Genomic DNA, 20473 nt, shown 5'->3' on the forward strand with positions numbered 1-20473 from the left:
CGTGGCAAGCCAGAGCGAACCTGCAGCCAATGCACTCAGGGCATCGCACTATTCGGCGAAGCGCCAACCTGCCCCTCGGCAAGGAAAATCTCGATCGCCCGCGCCACCGATCCGGAAAACGCGCGCCGCCACGCCGGATCGCGCATCTTCTGCGCATCGTCGACGTTGCTGATATAGCCTGCTTCGATCAGGGCAGAAGGCAGATCGAGCGACTTCAGAACAACAAAAGCCGCTTCGCGCTGGGGCGTCTGGTGAAAGCGTACCGTCTCCTGCCCTTCCCGGACGACCAGTTGCCCGAACCGCAACGACCGTTCCCGCATTTCTCGCCGGGCCAGATCGACAAGGATCGAGGACACTTGCGCCCCCTGCCCTTCAAGGTTCACGCCATTGACAGTGTCGGCCTTGTTCTCCCGCGCCGCCAGCGCCTCGGCAACACCGTCCGACGCCTTGTCGGAAAGCGTGTAGACCGTCGCACCTTGCGCCAGGTCATTCTGCGCAGCGTCGGCATGGACCGATATGAACAAGTCTGCGGCAAGGCGATGCGCAATGTCGGCACGCTCTTCCAGCACCAGAAACCGGTCCGAGTTCCGGGTCATCGCCACCCGCACCTTGCCATCGGCCAGCAGCGCATCGCGCAGGGATTGCGCCAGCAACAGGGTCAGGTCCTTTTCGCGCTCCCCCGCCGAACCGCTCGCACCGGGATCGTGGCCGCCATGCCCGGCGTCGATAACCACCAGTGGCCGGCTGACATCGGCCGGCCCTTCGACCGGCGGAAGCCCGACACGCCCACTGCTTGGCGGCATCTCCAGCCGCAGCACGGATCGCGGTTCGATTTCGGCAAGGCCCGATGAAAATGCCGCCCACATCAGTGCCGACGCCGCAACCGGCGCGGCAAAGACCGCGATCAGGACCCCCTTGTTCTCCATCTGAACCGGTCTATGCCCCGCCCCACCCCTGCCGGTCCAGACCCAAAACGTTGGCATGGTTAACGGGCCGTTCCCGGCATTGTTTTAATTGCCGGTTTGCAATTGGGGTGCTAGCACCCATCTACCGGGGCAAGCCAGCACCGGCGCATCCACGCCGAAACCGCCGGAAAGCGCACATCTTTGCGCCGCGGTGGGCGAGGGAAAGCCCGCTGGTGAAGATCCCGCCAACGTGGAGAGAAAGAAGCGCAAGCGCCCTCCTCCACGCCACAAGGTTGATGCCGTGATGATGAGCCGCGTTTCGTTCCTGCCTAGCTGCCCCACCGGGGCGGTCGCGGCTTGGACGCTTGCCGGCACGCGCACTTCGCCGCGAGTTGTCTTCACAGCAGACACAAACCAACCGCCGCCGGGCGGCGAGCGACAGGGCAAGGCAGTCGATACGCTGCGCGCCGCAACGCTCCGATCCGGCAAACCCGCATTCGCGAATGGTATTCGCAACGGAGTGATCCGTGCAATTGCCGTTCGTGCATCCCAAACGAACCGCGCCAGAAACGCATTGGTAGCCCCAGAGGCAATCCAGCGGCAGCGCGGCTGGAGTATTTGTAATGACCACGCGCATGCTGATCGATGCGCGCCACCAGGAAGAAACCCGGGTGGCGGTGCTGAAGGGCAATCGGATTGAAGAATTCGACTTTGAATCTGCTGATCACAAGCAGATCAAAGGCAATATCTACCTCGCCAAGGTAACCCGTGTAGAACCCTCGCTTCAGGCGGCGTTCGTCGATTTCGGCGGCAATCGCCACGGTTTCCTGGCGTTCAGCGAAATCCACCCTGATTACTACCAGATCCCCAAGGAGGATCGCGAGGCCCTGCTGGCGGAAGAAGCCGCACACGCCGAAGAAGAAGCCGCCCTGCGTGCCGCTGAAGACGCGGAAGACGAAGACTACGCCGATGGCGAAGGCTACGATTCTGATGAAGGCGTGACCGAGGTCGACACGTCCGAAAAGGACCAGGTCGCCACCATCGAAGGCGGCGTCGTCGAGAACGGCTTCGACCACGAAGGTGAAGAGGGCGACGAAGGCGAAGAAACCTCGCAAGCTTCGGACGAAGGCGAAGACGGTGACAGCAACCGCCGTCGCAGCCGTCAGGGCCGTCGCCGTCAGGGCGGTCGTTCGCAGGGCAAGGAAGCCGACGAACTGCGCGCCAAGCGCATGGCGCTGCGCCGTCGCTACAAGATCCAGGACGTGATCCAGCGCCGCCAGGTCCTGCTCGTCCAGGTCGTCAAGGAAGAGCGTGGCAACAAGGGCGCCGCCCTCACTACCTACCTCAGCCTCGCCGGCCGCTACTGCGTGCTCATGCCGAACAGCAGCCATGGCGGTGGCATCAGCCGCAAGATCAGCTCCTCGGCCGATCGCAAGCGCTTGAAGACGATCATCTCCGAAATGGAACTGCCGCGCTCGATGTCCTGCATCGTCCGCACGGCCGGCCTCCAGCGCACCAAGCCCGAAATCAAGCGCGACTTCGACTACCTCGCCCGCCTGTGGGACGAGATCCGCGAACGCACCATGAAGTCGGTCGCGCCCGCCCTGATCCATTCGGATTCCGACCTGATCAAGCGCGCCATCCGCGACATCTACAATCGCGAGATCGAGGAAGTCGTGGTCGAGGGCGAGCATGGCTATCGCGCCGCCAAGGACTTCATGAAGCTCCTGATGCCGAGCCACGCCAAGCGCGTGAAGGCCTATGCCGATCCGGTGCCGCTGTTCCAGCGCTATGGGGCCGAAGACCAGCTCACCGCGATGTACGACCCGGTCGTGCAGCTCAAGTCTGGCGGCTACCTCGTCATCAACCCGACCGAGGCCCTGGTCTCGATCGACATCAACTCGGGCCGCTCCACCAAGGAGCACGGCATCGAGCAGACCGCGGTTGCCACCAACCTCGAAGCCGCGCGCGAAATTGCCCGCCAGCTCCGCCTGCGCGACATGGCCGGCCTCGTCGTGATCGACTTCATCGACATGGAATACGGATCGAACATCCGTAAGGTCGAAAAGGCGATGAAGGACGCGCTCAAGAACGATCGCGCCCGCATCCAGGTCGGTCGCATTTCCGGCTTCGGCCTGATGGAAATGAGCCGCCAGCGCCTGCGCACCGGCGTGCTCGAAGCCACCACCCGCGCCTGCCCGCACTGCGACGGCTCGGGCCTCGTCCGCACCGCTTCGTCGGCCGGCCTGTCCGCGCTGCGCCTGATCGAGGACGAAGCCGCCAAGGGCAAGGGCAACGTCGTCACGCTCTACGCCAGCCAAGAAGCCGCAATCTACGTCCTCAACGCCAAGCGCGGCGATCTGGCCGAGATCGAGGAGCGCTACGGCGTCACCGTCGAAGTGATCCCCGAAGGTGAGAACGAAGGCGCCAAGATGCGCGTCGCCTCGCGCGGGCCCAAGCCTGAATTCGTCCCCCGCTTCGAACCGATCATCGAGCCCGAAGAGGACGATCTGGTCGAAGAGGACTTCGACGACGAGGAAGAAACCGAAGAGCAGCCCCGTCAGCAGCGCTCGCGCGACGGTGACGAGGGTGACCGCGAGAGTCGCCGCAAGCGCCGCAAGCGCCGCCGTGGCCGCAACCGTGATCGCCGCGATGAGAACGGCGAGACCGAAAGCTCGGCCGAAGAAGGTGACGAGGCCGAAGGCGAAGGAGCTGAAGGCAGCGAAGCCGAAGGCACCGAAGGCGCTCACACCGACGAAGGCGATGACGGCAACGACCGTGGTCCGCGCAAGCGCCGCCGTCGCGGTCGTCGTCGGCGCGGTGGCCGTGAGAACGGCGAAGGCGCTGGCGAACACGCTGAAGGCGATCAGGGCGAAGTTGGTGCCGAGCAGGGTGAACCTGCCGAAGCCTCGGCAGAGCCCGCCCCGACCGAACCCGTCGTCGCCGAACCGCTCGTCGCCGAACCGGTCGCAGCCGAAGCGCCTGCCCCGGTCGAGGCCGAAGCCGCTCCTCTTGCAGAAGCAGCACCGGCCAAGCCCAAGCGGACGCGCAAGAAGAAGGCTGATGTCGCAGGTGAAGCCGAGGCTGCCCCTGTAGCCGAGGAAGCTCCGGTTTCTGCCCCTGCAGTCGAGGAAGCTGCGCCTGCGCCGGCCAAGCCCAAGCGCACCCGCAAGAAGAAGGTGGAAGCCGCTCCTGAAGCGCCTGCACCTGAAACCGAAGCTGCGCCCGTCGAAGCTGCGCCAGTAGAAGCTCCTGCGGCCGAAGCTGAAGCCCCGGCGGAAAAGCCCAAGCGCACGCGCCGCAAGAAGGCCGATGCCGTGGCTTCCGAAGCTGCTCCGGCAGAAACGGTCAGCGCAGAAGCGCCGGTCGCCGAAGACGTCGCGGCAGAAGCAGAAGCCGGCGAACAGTCTGCACCCCGTCGCGGCTGGTGGCAGCGCACCTTCGGCGCCTGACCACAGGCTCCGGCCCCAGACAGAAAGGCCCCGCCAGCAATGGCGGGGCCTTTTGCTATCCGCTCAGCACCCATGCTGCTCTGGTTGACCGGCGCTGTCGGCCCCGCCATGGTAACGCAAACAGCATCTGGGAGATGGACATGCGCAAAGAATTCCTGACCACGGCGGCAGCCCTCGGACTTGGCTTGGGCGCGATGGCCCATGCTGCGACGGCCCCTGCCGCGCCGGTGCTTGATTGCCCCCTCGGCCGCCAGCCGCTCTCCACCCAATCCCCCCTGGCCGACGTGCTCTCTGTTCCCGCCGGCAAGGCGGTGGTCGAAGCCGCCTCGCCCGGCCTTGCCGATGCCATGATGCACCCCTTCGGCGGCGGCGCCCTGCCTCCCGGCTTCGATCGCATCGTCACCCCGCGCTCGGTCCTCGCCATGCTCGGCAAGACCGACCCCGCCCTCAGCGCCCGGCTCGACAAGGACTTGGCCAAGGTGCGCCTCACCAATGCCGACGTCGCCATCCGCTGCCGCACCTACGACAATGACCGCCCCGCGATCCCCGCCGATCTTCCGCGCCCGGCCATCCTCGTCTTCGGCAAGATCACCGGCTTTCGCGACAGCCCCTCGGTCAATGCCGCCGAAACCGCGCTCAAGGGCATCGCGGCCCGCCATGGCTGGGGCATCGTCTTCACTGACAGGGGCGGCGTCTTCAACGCAGCGGACCTTTCCCGGTTCGACGCTGTGGTGTGGAACAATGTCAGCGGCGATGCGCTGACGATCCCACAGCGCGCCGCGTTCCGCAAATATGTCGAAAGCGGCGGCGGCTATGCCGGCATCCACGGCTCGGGCGGCGATCCGCAGTTCTTCTGGAACTGGTACGCCGATACCCTGATCGGCGCGCGCTTCATCGGCCACCCGATGGCCCCGCAGTTCCAGGAAGCCCGCGTCGTGATGGAAGACCGCGCCCACCCGGCAACCCATGGCCTGCCCGGCGAATGGCGCATGACCGAAGAATGGTACTCCTTCGATCGCAGCGTCCGCCCGCTGCCCCGCACCCGCGTCCTCGCTTCGCTCGATGAAACCACCTACAAGCCCGGCGAAGGCTTCGGTCGCAAGATGGCGATGGGCGATCACCCGATCGCGTGGACCCGCTGCCTCGGCAAGGGCCGCAGCTTCTACACCGCCATCGGCCACCGGCCCGAGAACTACAGCCAGCCCGAAAGCCTGCAACTGCTCGATCAGGGCATCCTCTGGGCCATGGGCCTCAGCCCCGAAAGCTGCGCCGCGAAGTGAAATCCCACGGCGCGGCCAATTGCGCCGCGCCGCTCTCTTTGCCAGTCTGCCCGGATAACAGACGGGGAAACGGGATGGGACTGAAAGCCGTTTGGGACGCACACGTCGTTCCGCGCATGATCAAATGTGCCTGCGCGTCGCCGAACATCATGGAGCTTCGCGCCGGCGTCGTGCCCCGCGCGCAGGGCCGCGTGTTCGAGATCGGCTGCGGTGGTGGGCTAAACCAGCAGTTCTATGATCCCGCCCGCGTCACCGGGTTCGCCGGCATTGACCCTTCCGGCAAGCTGCTCGACTATGCGCGCGAGGCCGCCGCCCGCAAGGGCTGGCAGGCCGACATCCGCAAAGGCGTGGGCGAGGACATTCCCTTCTGTGACGAGACCTTCGACACCGCCGTCTGCACTTACACGCTCTGTTCGGTCGATGATCCGGCCAAGGTCCTGTCCGAACTGCGCCGCATCCTTAAGCCCGGCGGCACCCTGCTGTTCCTCGAACACGGCCTCAGCCCCGATGCCGACGTGGCGAAATGGCAGCGCCGGATCGAGCCTGTCTGGAAACCCCTGATGGGCGGCTGCCATCTTTCCCGCGCCGTCACCGCCCCGGTCCTCGGTGCCGGCTTCCAGCTCGAACACCCGGGCCACCAGTACATGCCCGGCATGCCGAAGTGGGCCGCGTGGATGGAATGGGGCGCCGCCACCAAACTGCGCTGACCCCATTCCTCCCCGGTGCGCCTGTCCCTGCGGAGGCCGGGAGGAAGAGGGACCATCGAAGATGGTAGAGGGGCAACCCCGCTTCAATTCCTCCCCGCCCCGGGGAGGGGGACCACCGCAGGTGGTGGAGGGGCACCCGCAAGACCACACACCCGCACGTCGCGTCCCGCTAATCCTTCGCCTATCGCAGGATCATGCGACGTCTGTTAGACGGAAGATTTCCTGCACAGCTAGGGCGCGCCAGCCCGTAACTCGCAACAGGATGGCACGTCCGTCACTCCAACGCGCGGTATTGGAAATTGCGGAACAGGACTCGGCCATCGCCCGAAGCGAAAAGCGCAGGCCGCAGGCTCAGCAGGTTGTCGACAGTGTTGGCGTTATAACCGGTCACTTCCGAGCGTACCCCGTGGCGGGTCCAGTTCTTGCCATCGAGACTATAGTAGAATGTCACCACCTGATCGCGGTTGGTGATGCGCATGAACATGCGGCGGGCCGGTGGTGCAGGCTCCGGCCAATAGGACGCCTTGCCACCGCGATAGCTGGTCATCCGCGTGCCATCGATGCCCATGCCGAGGTAAAGCCGGTCGTCAAAGAACAGCAGAAGGCCGCCGGTGACCTGGCCTTGAAGTTCGACATCCACGGTCACCTCGTAGGCGCGGTCACCGACCTGCTGGGTGACGACCACGCCGTTCGACGGACCGGTGCCCTTGGCCTTCAGCGAAAGTGTGCGATCGGCAACGGCGATGCGGGCTTTCTCGGCAGGCGTGCTACCGTAAAGGCTCCACAGCGTGCCGAAACGGTCGCTCTCGAAGGCGTCGGAATGCGGCATCCCATGCACTTCTGCCGCAGCCGCAGGCTTGGGCAGCGGCTTCGAAAGGTCCCCGCCCGTCGCGCGGAACCATCCGTCGGCAGTCCATTCGATCGGTTCGAGCAGGGTCTGGCGGCCGAGCGTGTGATAGCCGTTCTCATAGCCGTGGTAGATCATGTACCACTTGCCGCCCGGCCCTTCGACGCACGTGGCGTGCCCGCGTGACCACCACATTTCATCCTTCGAAAGCGTGCGCTGGATCGGATTGTGCGGGCAATGCTCCCACGGTCCGTTGATCGAACGCGACCGCGCCGCGACGATCATGTGACCGGTGGCCGGGCCGCTGGTGCCGCCGACCGCATTGACCAGATAGAAATAGCCGCCCTTGCGGAACAGCTTCGGGCCTTCAGGAGACCACGCCTCGGTGATCCAGTCATCGGGATATCGCCAGGCCTCGTAGACGGTCTCGATCGGGCCGGCCGTGGCAAGGCCATCGGCGGTGAGGCGAACGCGCTTGCCATCGTTGAAGAATAGGTAGCGGTGGCCGTCCTCGCCGACGACGTGGCCCGGGTCGATCAGTCCGCCAACCTTGAGGTCGATCGGATCGCTCCAAGGGCCGGCCATCGAAGGCGCATGAATCACGTAAGTGTTTGCGAAACTTGGGAGATCGGGCGACCATGGCGCTTTCATGAAAGGGATGTAGATGAAATAGCGCCCGTCATGCTTCGCGATGTCGACCGCGAACACCGTCCCCAGTGGCTTGGCCAGAGCCGGGCCGACCGGACGCCAGTTCACCACATCGCGCGAATGCCAGATCAACAGCCCGGGCGCAGAATCGAACGAGGAGTGCGTCATGTAATAGTCGTCGCCGTCCTTGAGCACGGACGGATCGGCATAGTCACCTGAAAGGATCGGGTTCAGATAGCGCCCGTCACCAAGGTCCGCGATGCGCTGGCCTTCGATACCAGTTCGCCATACGGGTGTGGCTGCAGGCTTGGATTTGCCAACGGAACATGCCCCCGCGGACTTGGCGGAAGCGCTGGCGCGAGACCCGGGCAAGCCTGCAATTGATCCCAAGGCACCTGCTGCGGCAAGCTTTATCAACGTTCTGCGCGATTCCACGACCCACTCCCAGAAATTAGGATGCAAATTCTATTTCATAGTGGAGAGCCTTGCAATCCTACAAGGACATTCCTCGAACAACAGGTCGGCGCCTTTGCAAGTGGAGACAGCCGACCACTCTTTGCTGTCCTACACGACGGCGAAATGGCATGGTGACGATATGAGCGCCCAACCCTCTTCGCCTGCCTTCCGGCCCGAAACCTCTCGCAAGGATCCCCCCCTTTCTTCCGAAGGACAAATGGGGCGGTGGCAGTCGCCCGGGCGACTGACGGGGGGGGCACCGCCCCAAACTCCACTTCACATATGCGAACAAAACCTGAACACTGCGTCAGGAATCCCCCGGAAGCGCCCGGAACTGGCCCAGCCCGAATTTCCCTGGACCGTGTAAACCCCGTAAACCCCTCTTCACATCCATGAAGCGCCGCACCTCTACCAACGGGCAGTTCAGAGCCTCTTGCCCCCCGCGCTGCAATCGCTAAGGACGACTCAGCAAGCCGCAAAGCACGCAACACAGGACAGAACGATGGCGACCTTCTCGCTCCCGAAGAACTCCACGATCACCGGCAAGGCCCGCCACCATGCGTCGGCCACCAACGGCAAGATCCGCAAGTTCAAGGTCTATCGTTACGATCCCGACAGCGGCGAGAACCCGCGCTATGACACGTTCGAGATCGATCTCGACCAGTGCGGCCCGATGGTGCTCGATGCGCTGATCAAGATGAAGGGTGAACAGGACCCCACCCTCACCTTCCGCCGCTCCTGCCGCGAAGGGATCTGCGGTTCGTGCGCGATGAACATGAACGGTCGCAACGGCCTCGCCTGCACCACCGCGATCGAGGACCTGTCCGGCGAAATCCGCATCACCCCGCTGCCGCACATGGAGGTGATCAAGGACCTCGTCCCCGATTTCACCCACTTCTACGCGCAGTACGCCTCGATCCGCCCCTGGCTGCAAACCGTCAGCCCCACGCCTTCGGGTAAGGAGCGTCTGCAGTCGCCCGAACAGCGTGAAAAGCTCGACGGTCTTTACGAGTGCATCCTGTGCGCCTGCTGCAGCACCTCGTGCCCGAGCTACTGGTGGAACTCCGACAAGTTCCTCGGCCCCGCCATCCTGCTCCAGGCCTATCGCTGGCTGGCCGACAGCCGCGACGAGATGACCGGTGAGCGTCTGGACGAGCTGGAAGATCCCTTCCGCCTCTATCGCTGCCACACGATCATGAACTGCGCGAACGTCTGCCCGAAGGGCCTCTCGCCCGCGCGCGCCATCGCCGAAATCAAGAAGATGCAGGCAGAGCGTCTCGTCTGATCCGGTGAGCGAGCAAGCCTTCCGTTATGAACCGGCCGAGGACCAACCCGGCTGGTTCACCTGGAACCTGACCGACGAGACCCGCTTCAACGCCCAGACCATGGGCCGGATGCTGACGCGGATCGAGGAAGGCGCCGATGGCATCCGCCGCGCCCGCCTGCGCATGTTCCCGGAGCGTCGGCACTCCAACCTGCTCGATGCGGTCCACGGCGGCGTCACCCTCGCCCTCATCGACATCGCGCTCTTCGCGGCGATGCGCACTCTCCTTGCGGGCGACGCTGCAGGCTCGGTCACCCTCGACTTGTCCAGCCAGTTCATCGGTGCAGGCCGCATCGGAGAGCCACTCGATGCGGTAACGGAAGTGCTCCGCGAAACCGGCCGCCTGGTGTTCCTTCGCGGTCTCGTCGTTCAGGGCGATGACATGATCGCCGCATTCAACGGCACGATCCGCAAGCCGAGTCCGAAAAAGCCGATCAGGCGATGACATCTGTCCTCTCCCGCTATCGCGAGCTGGTTGCTGCGGGTGAACTGCGGCCCGACCCTGAGCAGGCCGCCGCCGCTGCTCGGCTTGACGCGCTGCAGCAGGAACTCGAAACGCCTCCGCCCTCACCTGGCCTGTTCGGCAAGCTCTTCGGCGCGAAGCCAGCGCCGCCGCCGCGTGGGGTCTACATGTGGGGAGGAGTTGGGCGCGGCAAGTCCATGCTGATGGACTTGTTCCACGACAACCTCGCTCTACCCGCCAAGCGCCGCGCGCACTTCCACGAGTTCATGCTCGATGTCCACGCCCGCCTGCGCGAGGAGCGCAAGAAGGAAAGCGGCGACCCGATCATCCCCGTCGCGGCGGCCATCGCTGCGGAAACGCGCGTGCTGTGCTTCGACGAAATGGTGGTCAACAACAGCGCCGACGCGATGATCATGAGCCGCCTGTTCACCGCGCTGATGGTCGAGGGCGGCGTAACGGTCGTCACCACCTCCAACCGTGCGCCACAGGATCTCTACAAGAACGGTCTAAACCGCGAACACTTCCTCCCCTTCATCGAACTGATCGGAAGCAAGCTCGACGTGCTCACCCTCAATGGGCCGACCGACTACCGGCTGGAACGCATGCGGGGCGTGGGCACCTGGCACGTGCCGGTTGGACCACAATCGACCGCAAAGGTGCGCGATGCCTTCTTCCGGCTGACGGACTATCCGCCAGAAGACAGCGAACACGTCCCTTCTTGCGATCTTGACGTCGGCGGCGGTCGCAAGCTGCACGTCCCGAAGAGCCTGAAGGGCGTCGGCGTGTTCAGTTTCAAGAAATTGTGCAGCGAAGCTCGCGGAGCGGCGGACTATCTGGCGATTGCCCGCAATTTCCACACCGTGATCGTCGTCGCGATACCGCGTCTTGGCCCGGAATTGCGCAACGAGACAGCACGCTTCATCACGTTCATCGACGCGCTTTACGAGCACAAGGTAAAGCTGATCGCCACCGCTGACGCCGAACCGGCAGAACTTTACGACTGGGGCGGAAAAGGCGACGACGAAGGTCGCTTCATGTTCGATCGCACGGTCAGCCGCCTGATCGAAATGCAGAGCCAGGACTATTTGGCGCTAGGCCACGGCGAAGACTGACAGATTCTGAAGCGTTAACCAACTCCGTCTACGCGGCTAACCACGAATCGCGTCAAACCTCACGGTGATCCAATGAAACAGGCGCTGCCGCTCATGGAGCGGGCAGCGCCTTTTCGTTTAAACCCCTGTTTTTCAATGAAAAACTAGGGCCGAAATAGCCTTACTGGAACAGCCAGCGCAGGATTTCGATAACGGCGTTTACTGCGGACATTCGTGCCTCCATCCACGATTGGAGACACATGGTTAACACCGACCTGTATGGTTAACAACTTCTAAACGAAACCAAATCGGCGCTGTCCCATTTTGAGAAGCCCCTGACAGAACTCTGGAAAAGCTTGCGGCCGGCCGAGGTAGTAGCCCTGCCCGACGTCACAGCCCAATTCGACGAGAGCGCGATAGGTCGCGTCATCCTCGATTCCCTCCGCGACGACAGTCTGGCCAAGAGCATGCGCGAGACCAATGGTTGCGCTTATGATGCTGCGCTCGCGATCGTGCGTTAACAGGCGTGAAACAAAGCGCCGGTCGAGTTTGAGTTCGTCGCTAGGCAGGTCAGCAAGGTATGCCAGACTCGCCTCACCAGTACCGAAATCATCGATGGAAAGGCGGAATCCCATGGCCCGGAGTTGGGAGAGATTCTGAACTGCGGCCGGACGATTTCGCACGCTCGACGTTTCTGTTATTTCAATCGTCAACAGCCTGGCATCGATGTTTCGACGACGGACAATCTCGGCAAAGTTGGAGACGAGAGATGGCTTGTCCACCATCTGTGCTGACAGATTGATGCTCATTTGAAAACGTTGACCCGCCGCATTCAGAGCGAGGGCAGCGGTGATCGCCTCATCTACCACCCAGTAGGTCAGTGCATCAATTCGGCCAGCGCGCTCCGCTTGCAGTATGAACGCATCGGGTGCGATTGGCCCCCGGGTCGGGTGATTCCATCTGATGAGAGCTTCAGCACCGCAAGCGTGACCCAATCGCATGTCCCACTGGCTTTGGTACGCAAGCCAGATTTCGCCGTTTCGCAATCCTTCATCTATGCGAGCATGAAGCGATAGCTCCCAACTCGCTTCGGCAAGCCGCTCCGCTTCGAACAGTTCCACAGAGCGGCCAGAACTGAGCGCATCGTTCGCACTCGCGAGCGCCGAATTGACGCGAGTCTGGGCATCCAGCCCTTCATTTCGATCGAGTCCGAAATGAATGTTGGTGTCAAAAGTATAGGTGCCAATCTGCAAAGGCGCAGAAAACAGTGCACGCAGACCTTCAAGGTGATTGAGTTGCATTTCGAGCGGACGTGCTTCTTCGGTCCACGCAAAATGACCACCTTCACCGTTGAAGATTGTCTCGATACCCGAGCCGACGGATAATCTCCTCGCAATCTGGCGAGCGCATTCTCCATGAAGATCGCGCGGCAAGGTTGCCAGAATCTCCTCGTAGCGACCGATCACCGCGACGATGACGTCACGACCAACTTCAAGAGGCTGCGCACTGAGAGCCAGAAGGTTGGGCAGACCGGACGTGCTGGTATGCTGGACTCGCCTGACCCGCAATTGCCAGGCGCGAGCAACGCCGTAGATCATAAGCGACAGGAACGCTGCACCGGTATCAACGGTGACGCCAATAAGCTGAAGAGCTGGAGCAAAGACGAAGGGAGCGAACACTGCAAGGGCGTGCAGTGTGAACTTCGACTTTCGAGAGTCTGCACGCGATCCCGCTCGAATCAGCAACCACGATATGATCAGCAGCGGCAGTTGCCCGAGAGAGAGCGAGATCGGCTTGGCCAGGCCAGATGCCCCCGCGATATCGACGGCCAGAGGGTGTATGCGTCCCTTGCCATAATATCCGATCGTGGGGACATTCTGGGATTGCGTGACCACGATCGTACGACCGGTGAGCAACCCCGGCGTATAGGATCCGCTAAGCAGCATCCTCTCGCCGACCTTGGGGATCGTGTCAGGTTCGACCAGAAAATCCGGTTCAAAGGTGTCCTGAAGCCCGGAATACTTCCCTGCAAGGGACGCAGCAAACGTGGGGTAATCGCGTCCGGCGATGTTCACTGAATAAGGAGACGAGACGGCATAATCGATAAAGTTGCCGTTCCACACAGAGACAACAATGGGCGCCACGTCCGACAGCGCCTTTGGCGGCATTCGGAAATCTCGCAGCGTGAACGTATGGCCGAGACTTCCCACCGTCTGGCCACGCACCACGAGAGAAACCCCTGATCCAAAGGATCTGATTGTTTCAGCCAGCAATCGATCGCCCGCAGCATCTGTGCCGTACTTCACTGGCGCATCTACATAGACCCGATAGGGCATCTGGGGACGCAGTTGCTCCAGCACCCGCGCAAGCCTGGGTGCAGCAACCGTGTCAGAATCGGGGTGGTCACTGTCACTCTCAAGTTCGACGATGACCGTGGAGCCGTTGGCTTGGTGTTGGTTCAGCTTGTGCCGAACATTCCAAAAAACGTGATCAATCGGTGTCAGAAAATCGGTAAGCGCCAGCAACGCCGGGATCAGCAGCGCAAGGAACAGGGGGGTGCGCAGTTTCATCAGCATGGACCCACGGGCGTTGTTTCCGAACCCGATTAGTCCGCAATGGTGAAGATCACCTTACCGGCTTGGGACGCTTAACAGGCAATCAACCAAGGCGATCCAATGATTTCCGCAGCATGAGAAGCTGCCAGATCAATCGGCTGTGGTCGGCACGGCCCGTCATGTGGGCCTCGGCAAGCGCGTCGATGCGTGTGCTGTTGAACCAGCCGGTGGCAGCTAGAGATCCGCTGGCAGCAAGACCGCGCGCTTCCGCTGCCAAGGGACCGCGCAGCCACTGCGCAATCGGCGTGACGAATCCCATCTTCGGGCGAAACAGCACGTCCTGCGGCAGATAACGGCGCATTGTCTGCTTCATGAGCCACTTGCCCGTACTGCCTCGCACACGCATTCGTTCGGGCAGTCGCGCGCCGAATTCGACAAGCCGATGATCAAGCAGCGGTTCGCGCGCTTCCAGACTGACCGCCATGCTCGTCCGGTCGACCTTGGTCAGGATATCGCCGGGCATGTAGAACTTGAGGTCCGCATACTGGGCACGGTCCAGGCCAGAGCGGGCGGGAGCCTTGCGCATCAACTCCATCAACGGCTGTTCGGCCCGATATTCACCGCGCAGCGACATGAAATCAGGCGTATAGAGCGTGTCTCGCAAGTCCGCCGACGTCACGGCTAGGGCGCGCGCGTATCCTTCCTCACCGCTGCCGGCGAGGCTGAGCAGCGTCGTCCTTGCGCGAAGCGGACGAGGTGCCCAGTCCGCCTTTGGCCACAGACGGCCCATGGTCCCGAACACCGGCTTTCGCAGCGCGGAAGGCAACAGGCCCCTCGCCTGTTCCTCGCGGTGCTGGAATGTCTGCCTGCGGTAACCGGCAAAAGCCTCGTCCGCCCCGTCGCCGGAAAGGGCCACCGTGACATGCTCGCGCGCCAGCTCGCAGACCCGGAATGTCGGGAGCGCCGACGCATCGGCGAAAGGCTCGTCGAACATGGCAGCAAGCCGATCAACCAGCGAGAAGTCTTCCGGCGAAACCGTGCGCTTCCAGTGCTGGGTGCCATATTGCGCGGCGATCCGATCCGCATAAGCGGTCTCGTCGAGCGCTGCGACATCGAAACCGATCGAACAGGTCTTTACCGGTGCCGTACTTGCCTCGGCCATGAGCGCGACGACGCTTGAACTGTCAACCCCGCCCGAAAGGAACGCCCCCAAGGGCACGTCGGCGAGCATGCGCGAAGTGACAGCCTCGCGCATATGGTGGAGCAGATGGGCCTCAAGATCCTGCCGACTGCCGGTGGCACGATCGGCGAAGGACACGTCCCACCACTGCACCGGAGGCGATGGCGGTGCATCGGCTCGAAGCAACTGGTAATGCCCGGCAGCAAGCTTCTGCACGCCCTTGAGGATCGAGCGGTGATCCGGGACATAGCCCCAGGCAAGGTAGTCTTCGACAGCCAGCGGATCGATTTCACGCCGCAGCGACGGGTGCGCGAGCAGCGCCTTCAGTTCCGAACCAAAGATGACGGAGCCGTCGGCAAGGCGCGCGGTGAACAGCGGCTTTACGCCAAAGCGATCTCGCGCCAGCAAGGTGGTGCGCTGGCGCAGGTCGTGCAGCGCGAAAGCGAACATGCCGTGAAGGCGCGGCAGGCAGTCAACGCCCCAATGCCGCCAGGCCTGGAGAATGACCTCGGTGTCGCCATCGGTGCGGAAGGTTGCGCCGAGCGCAATCAGGTCACTGCGAAGTTCCCTGTAGTTGTAGATCTCGCCGTTGAAGACGATGGCCGCATCGCCTTCAGCCGCGAGCATCGGCTGTGGCGATCCGGCGAGGTCGATGATGGACAGGCGGCGATGGCCGAGGCCGACGCCCGGCGCCGTCCAGACGCCTTCGCCATCAGGCCCGCGATGGGCAATGGCATCGCACATCCGCCGGACCCGTTCCGGATCGACAGGCTTGAGACCTTCGGTATGGATGATTCCGGCGATTCCGCACATGCGAACGGGACCTAGCGCCCTGCAGCCGTGCGGTCCATCCACGCTTCGACCGGCCCGATCGCGGCAATGGCGGCGCGAAGGGAGGCTTCGGCGGGAGGCTGGCCGGGAACACCGTCTTCCGCCGACAGGATCAGCGCGGCCGTGCTGCGGGTCCGCAGCAGCAGACGGTCAACGATGTTGGCAAGCTTCAGGCGCGTGTTGCTACCGGTGATGAGCGGGCCGGAGCGATAGTAGCTCTCGGCAAGACGATGGACCGGACCTGCTGCCTGGATGCGCTCAGCAAGGCCTCCGGCGAGCGGAGCAGCGGACCTTTCCCACGCCCACCCGCTGTCGAGCGGTATGGCGCCCTGTCCGAAACCGCCGGCCTCGCGGCCATCGGCCTGCGCCGCGTAGAGCGCGAACGATATGTCCACGACATGGCCTGAAGCATCGCGGAAACGGCCGAGAAGGACGTGCGAGGCGCCCGAATGCAGCGGCTTCCATGGCACCTGAGGCGTGAAGTCGATCTGCTTCCAGCCAGAGATCGGGGCAAAGTCTATCCGTGCCGGCATCGGTGCCTCGAGGCGACCGGCCCAGGCGCTCCACCCGCTGAAGATCAGCGCCAGAGCAGCGAGCGCCGCAAGCGCCCTCGGCGGTCCGATCCGATATTGCGAAAGTGCGCTCAGCAGACGGTTGGCCTGAATGGCTTCGGCATCGATCATGCGATCATCGATCGCGCGGTCGAAAAAGCGCCAGGCCATGACCATGACCAGCGCCATCACCAGCGCGAAGAAGATCCAGCCGTAGAAGATATGATCGAACCCGGCGGCGAATTCGATGCCGCGGTGTTCGGCGATGAAGATGGTGCCCCAGGCCCGCACGCCATTCGCCAGGATCGGCATGGCGATGCTCAAACCCATGAACGCGATGCGACGGCTCCACGAGGCGAAGCAGACGTTGGCGACCAACGCGCCGTACGCGATCATCGCGATGAGGAACTTGACGCCAGAACAGGCCTCGGCCACTTCGAAATAGCCGCCCGGCGTGGTGATGAAGACACCTTCGATATGCGCCGGCACCTGGCTCGCATCGAGCAGCGCCATCGTCATGTGTGCGGTAATCGTCTGCAGGAACGGGATCAGCTCGTCTCCGGCCGGCACCAGAAACAGCATGTAGGCAATCGGAAAGAGCAGACCGGCGCAGACCCTGGGGCCGAGGAGGACCACTGCACTTGCCTGCGCCATCAGGACAACGCCAAGCTGCGTGGCCAGCGACAGACCCGCAAATGTTCCAAGAAGCCAAAGGAACGCCGCCCCGCCAAAGAACACCAGGCCGGGCCACCAGGCCTGCGGCTCGAGTTTCACCACCTCGCGCCAGCGTAGCGAGATCAGCCAAGCCAGGATGAAGGGAATCAGAAGGACGTGATTGTAAGTCGAGCTGTCCCACCATTGCAGGAACATCTCGCGCCAGTCGGTAGCGAAAAGCGCGACGTTGCAGGCCCAGGCGATGGCAAGACAAGCGAGCGCGCGCCGCCACGCTGCGGGCAGATTGGCCCAGCGCTGCAAGAGCGGCGCTTTCAGGGTCAGATCAGGCTGCGGCACGTGAACCCTCAGGAGCCGTAAGACCGAGCAAGCCGGCCAGCGGGGCAAGTACGCCTGCCCAGCCGCACTTTTCTACGACGAAGGAGCGGGCAGACTGACCGATCGTGCCCGCCCGGACCTTGTCGTGAAGCAAGCTCAGCGCGGCTTTCGCCAAGGCTTCGGCGCCGTTTGCGACTACGAGTTCCTGCCCGTCGCGCGCGGGGATGCCGGTGGCGGCTTCGGGCGTGGCCAGCACCGGGCGTGCCATCGCCATGGCTTCGAGCACCTTGTTCTGCACGCCGCGCGCGATGGTCAGCGGAGCAACCACCATATCCGCGCCAGCCAGCCACGGTCGGACATCGATCACCGCGCCGGTCACGCGAGTGCCGTGGACGCCTTCGAGCGCGCGAACGGCGAGCGTCGGCGCGCGGCCCACGACGTTGAAGCGGGCTTGCGGAAATACCGCGCGGATCTGCGGCATGACCGCCTGCGCAAACATCTCCACGGCCGCGATGTTCGGGGGGTAGTCCATCTGGCCAGTGAAGGTGATGTGCGGCCCCTGCCCCTCAAGCTCGGGAGCAAGCGGCACTCCTTCAGGGTCAAAGAAGCCGGTGTCGATGCCATTGCCCAGCGCCAGAACGGCGGGGTCAGCGCCCGGCAGAAGGCGCTGGCGAAACAGGGCGGCTTCTTCCGGCGTCACCAGCAGGCTTGCATTGACACGGCGAGCAACATCGCTTTCGAAACGCGACAGCAGCCGAGCTTCACGCGCGTAGAGATGAGCCAAAGGAAAGCGGGCCTGCCCTGCGTAGGATTCGAACTTTGCCGAATCGACGTCGACAAAGTCCATCACGACACGACCTGCGAAGTCCGTCGGCACGTATTGGGCCATCTGGCCGGAGAAAACGTAGATGGCCGAGATCGGACGGGTGGCGAGAACCTTGGCCACGTAAGCCGAGATGCGCTTGTCCGCGAAAGCCGTCAGGCTCACGGGCTTGCCCGACGCCAGCGCCTCAAGCGCGGCGATCTTGAGCGAGCGCGACCGCCGGACAAGGCAATGGGAAGCGGCGACGGCGGCAAGGTCCGGCTCGTGCGCCATATCGCCCTCGTCGTCGGCGAAGCACGCCACGTGCACCGGTGCAAGGCCTGCAATGTGCCGGAGGACGTGGCACGACCGGATCTTGTCGCCGCGATCGGGCGGAAACGGGATGCGATGGGCAAGGAACAGGACCTCGCTCATGCCAGGCCTTGCGCGATCAGCGGGCCGACACGGTTGGCGAGGCCAAGCGGCAGCTTCTGCCACAATGCGATCTTGGCCTTGTACTGCGGGCTGAGCGGATTGACGTCGCGCGGGGCCTGCCCATCGGCGGTCCACGTCGCATAAGCCAGTGGCTCTGGCGTGAAGCCCCAGTTGCGCTTGAAGTGGTAGGCGCCGGTATCAACCTTGGACCTGCCAAAATCGAACCGATCGCAGCCCCGCACGCGCGCATGGTTCATCAGCGCATAGTACATCACATCGTTGGCACGCATCGTCCGCGCCGCGAAGGTGCCGCCGCCCCAGTAGGGCATGACTGCGCCGCGGTGATAGAGGCTCAGTACCGAGGCGAGCGGCTGCCCGTCACTGACCACGGTCAGGATGTCAGCGTCATCGCCGAAGCCGTCCAGCACTGCATCGAACAGGCGTTTCGGGAAAACCGGCGTGCCGAGATTGCGGACGGATTCGGCATAGACCGCATAGTGCATCGCGCGATCCTCGGCGCTGCTGCCGGTCCGCACTTCCATGCCATAACCCAGGCCACGCCGCACCTCGGCGCGCTGCTTGCGCGGGATGGCCAGTAGTTGCGCTTCATCATCTGCGGCAAGCGCCGTGACGAAGCCTGCGTGGCTGTCTGTCTTGATGTGCCAGCCCTCGCCTTCCGGCAAAGGACCGCCGCGAAGCTCGATGGTCGGACAGTTCAGGCGCACTGCCAGTTCCTGCGCGGCAATGAATAGCGCCGGGCTGCCCTCGCCGACAACGCCGCCGCCCACGCCAAAGCCGGTGGAGACCAGCGCGCGGCCGAACAGCGGCGAATGGACTTCATGCAGGGGCAGCACGGCGCGGATCACACCGTCCTGCTCCGAAATCAGGATGTGCGTGCGGTGGCCAGTCGAGCGTTCTACCGCGTCAAGCCATTCTGGCCGGTGAAAGGCAGTGGCATTGGGATGATCGGCCAAAAAGCGCGCCACAGCCCCCCGGTCATCGGGACCGCCGAGGCGTACAACGGAACTGGCGAGAAAGAATGGCGCGTTCATGCTGCGCGGCTCAACGGCGCTCGCGCAGCTTCCGTGGCGGCAACCTCGTCCATCCGGCCCCAGCGGAACTCACGCACCAGACGCGACAGCTTTGCCGCCATGACATCGAGATTGGTGTAGTGCCGCAAGCGCGACTTGAGCGGGGCGACGGCGGGGCGCGGCTGGTCGGGGTCGATCTCCCAGGGGTGGAAATAGAACACCGCCGGCCGGCCGTCACGTTCATTGACTTGGCGGATCGCCCAGCGCGAGACGGCATAGGGCAGCAGCCGGAAGAAGCCGCCACCGCCTGCCGCCATCCGTCTCCCTGCCACCTCTGCCGTCGTGACCGGTATCTCGATCAGGTCCGCGCCCTCGATGGGGCGGAACGCAAACCGCGGTGCCTCGCGCCAGCCATAGTGGTCATGCACGACAGGCGCGACCGAGGAGGAGTAGACGTAGCCCTCCTCTGCCAGCACCTCATATGCCCAGGGAGTGCGGGCATCGATGGAAAAGCTTGGCGCACGATAGCCAGCGACGCGCTGCCCGGTCACGTCTTCCAGCACCTTGCGCGCGCGTGCGATGTCGGCAGCAAAGGCTTCGCGGCCCAGCGTGAATACGCGGGCGTGATCCCAGCCATGGCTGGCGATCTCGTGCCCTGCGCCAGCGATCCGGCGCATCATCGCCGGGTAGCGCTCGGCAATCCAGCCAAGCGTGAAGAACGTTCCCTTCACGCCCGCTTCCTCGAACAGAGAAAGGATCTGCTCGCAATTGCGCTCGACCCGGCAATCGAGCCCGTCCCAGTCCTTGCGGTCAATCACGGTTTCGAACGCGCCGACCTGGAACCAGTCCTCGACGTCGACAGAGAGTCCGTTCAGCATCTGGCCATTCAGCACTTGGCCGTTGAGCACCCCGGACGACATCTGTT

General features: G+C 63.6%; 14 protein-coding genes. 6 read left to right on the top strand and 8 right to left on the bottom strand.

What is annotated here, in order from left to right:
- Positions 1-35 precede the first annotated feature (35 nt).
- Positions 36-926, bottom strand: coding sequence for an N-acetylmuramoyl-L-alanine amidase family protein (locus AC1Q5P_RS09665; protein WP_492518802.1), 891 nt, complete (start codon positions 924-926; stop codon positions 36-38).
- Positions 927-1528: 602 nt separating this feature from the next.
- Here AC1Q5P_RS09665 and AC1Q5P_RS09670 point away from each other — a divergent pair.
- The 3 genes from AC1Q5P_RS09670 to AC1Q5P_RS09680 all read left to right on the top strand — a co-directional run bounded on the left by AC1Q5P_RS09670 (position 1529) and on the right by AC1Q5P_RS09680 (position 6344).
- Positions 1529-4357 (top strand): Rne/Rng family ribonuclease, encoded by a 2829-nt coding sequence (locus AC1Q5P_RS09670; RefSeq protein ID WP_492518803.1) that lies wholly within the window; start codon positions 1529-1531, stop codon positions 4355-4357.
- 140 nt (positions 4358-4497) lie between these two features.
- Positions 4498-5637, top strand: coding sequence for a ThuA domain-containing protein (locus AC1Q5P_RS09675; RefSeq protein ID WP_492518804.1), 1140 nt, complete (start codon positions 4498-4500; stop codon positions 5635-5637).
- 74 nt (positions 5638-5711) lie between these two features.
- Positions 5712-6344 carry a class I SAM-dependent methyltransferase gene (locus AC1Q5P_RS09680; protein ID WP_039331393.1) on the top strand — a complete coding sequence of 211 codons (633 nt, stop codon included), beginning with the start codon at positions 5712-5714 and terminating at the stop codon, positions 6342-6344.
- Positions 6345-6618: 274 nt separating this feature from the next.
- Here the strand turns inward: AC1Q5P_RS09680 and AC1Q5P_RS09685 are convergent, their stop codons facing one another.
- Positions 6619-8220 carry a family 43 glycosylhydrolase gene (locus AC1Q5P_RS09685; protein WP_492518843.1) on the bottom strand — a complete coding sequence of 534 codons (1602 nt, stop codon included), beginning with the start codon at positions 8218-8220 and terminating at the stop codon, positions 6619-6621.
- A 577-nt stretch (positions 8221-8797) separates the two neighbouring features.
- Here AC1Q5P_RS09685 and AC1Q5P_RS09690 point away from each other — a divergent pair.
- The 3 genes from AC1Q5P_RS09690 to zapE are packed head-to-tail and all read left to right on the top strand — an operon-like array spanning position 8798 to position 11194.
- On the top strand, positions 8798-9580 hold the full coding sequence (locus tag AC1Q5P_RS09690; RefSeq protein WP_039331396.1) for a succinate dehydrogenase iron-sulfur subunit: 783 nt from the start codon (positions 8798-8800) through the stop codon (positions 9578-9580).
- Positions 9581-9584: 4 nt separating this feature from the next.
- The gene (locus AC1Q5P_RS09695) at positions 9585-10064 is read left to right on the top strand and encodes a PaaI family thioesterase (RefSeq protein ID WP_039331397.1); all 480 of its coding nucleotides are present in this window, start codon (positions 9585-9587) and stop codon (positions 10062-10064) included.
- Entirely contained in the window at positions 10061-11194 is a 1134-nt protein-coding gene (gene zapE / locus AC1Q5P_RS09700; RefSeq protein ID WP_039331398.1) for a cell division protein ZapE, read from the top strand. The genes AC1Q5P_RS09695 and zapE overlap by 4 nt, the downstream gene beginning before the upstream one ends.
- A gap of 272 nt (positions 11195-11466) precedes the next feature.
- Here zapE and AC1Q5P_RS09705 read toward each other — a convergent pair whose 3' ends face one another.
- The 6 genes from AC1Q5P_RS09705 to AC1Q5P_RS09730 all read right to left on the bottom strand — a co-directional run bounded on the left by AC1Q5P_RS09705 (position 11467) and on the right by AC1Q5P_RS09730 (position 20426).
- Entirely contained in the window at positions 11467-13743 is a 2277-nt protein-coding gene (locus AC1Q5P_RS09705) for an EAL domain-containing protein (protein ID WP_492518805.1), read from the bottom strand.
- A gap of 88 nt (positions 13744-13831) precedes the next feature.
- Entirely contained in the window at positions 13832-15721 is a 1890-nt protein-coding gene (locus AC1Q5P_RS09710) for an XrtA/PEP-CTERM system amidotransferase (RefSeq protein WP_492518806.1), read from the bottom strand.
- Positions 15722-15732: 11 nt separating this feature from the next.
- Positions 15733-17301, bottom strand: a complete 1569-nt coding sequence (gene xrtA, locus AC1Q5P_RS09715; RefSeq protein ID WP_492518807.1) for an exosortase A — start codon at positions 17299-17301, stop codon at positions 15733-15735.
- Positions 17288-18517: a TIGR03087 family PEP-CTERM/XrtA system glycosyltransferase gene (locus tag AC1Q5P_RS09720; protein ID WP_492518808.1), complete on the bottom strand. Its 1230-nt coding sequence runs from the start codon at positions 18515-18517 to the stop codon at positions 17288-17290. The genes xrtA and AC1Q5P_RS09720 overlap by 14 nt, the downstream gene beginning before the upstream one ends.
- A complete protein-coding gene (locus tag AC1Q5P_RS09725; protein WP_492518809.1) occupies positions 18514-19569 on the bottom strand; it encodes a FemAB family XrtA/PEP-CTERM system-associated protein in 1056 nt (351 codons plus the stop codon). Before AC1Q5P_RS09725 ends, AC1Q5P_RS09720 begins: the two co-directional genes overlap by 4 nt.
- Positions 19566-20426: an XrtA system polysaccharide deacetylase gene (locus AC1Q5P_RS09730; RefSeq protein ID WP_492518844.1), complete on the bottom strand. Its 861-nt coding sequence runs from the start codon at positions 20424-20426 to the stop codon at positions 19566-19568. Before AC1Q5P_RS09730 ends, AC1Q5P_RS09725 begins: the two co-directional genes overlap by 4 nt.
- Between the last annotated feature and the right edge of the window lie 47 nt (positions 20427-20473).

This window comes from Novosphingobium sp. GW835-FHT14H07, assembly GCF_058793515.1.